The sequence below is a fragment of the Acinetobacter sp. ESBL14 genome (genome assembly GCF_036668815.1).
Taxonomy (GTDB): Bacteria; Pseudomonadota; Gammaproteobacteria; order Pseudomonadales; family Moraxellaceae; genus Acinetobacter; species Acinetobacter gyllenbergii.
Genome location: NZ_JAZEVS010000032.1, coordinates 1 through 539 on the forward strand (window position 1 = coordinate 1; position 539 = coordinate 539).

The window sequence follows — 539 nt, forward strand, 5'->3', positions numbered from 1 at the left end:
GGCACAGCGGTATCAGGTCAAGCGGCAACCGAAGATCAATTGGCAGCAGTTGATGGCAAGTTGGGTACATTAGACGATGCAGCAGTTAAATATGACGATGCAACGACTAAAGACAAGATCACGCTTGCAGGTGCTGGTGGAACCACGATTACCAACGTTAAAGCGGGTGCAGTAAATTCAAGTTCAACTGATGCAATTAACGGTAGCCAATTACACGGTGTAGCGGACAGCGTTAAGAATGCAATTGGAGGTTCAACGACCATTGATGCGACAACAGGCGCGATCACGACAAGTAATATCGGTGGCACAGGTTCGAACACAATTGATGGCGCGATCACAAGCGTGAAAGATGCAGCAACCAAAGCGAAAACCACGGTTACAGCAGGAGACAACGTTGTAGTTACACCAACCACCAATGCAGATGGTTCAAGCAACTACCAAGTATCGACAGCGAAAGATGTGAACTTCGACAAGGTGACTGTAGGCAGTGTTGTTGTTGATAAAGCAACGAACACGATCAAAGGTCTGAGCAACACGAC

Annotated in this window: 1 pseudogene; it reads left to right on the plus strand. The window is 47.5% G+C overall.

Going from position 1 to position 539, the window contains the following annotated elements:
* A pseudogene (locus V6E90_RS21475) lies at positions 1 to 539 on the plus strand (YadA-like family protein); the annotation flags it as partial.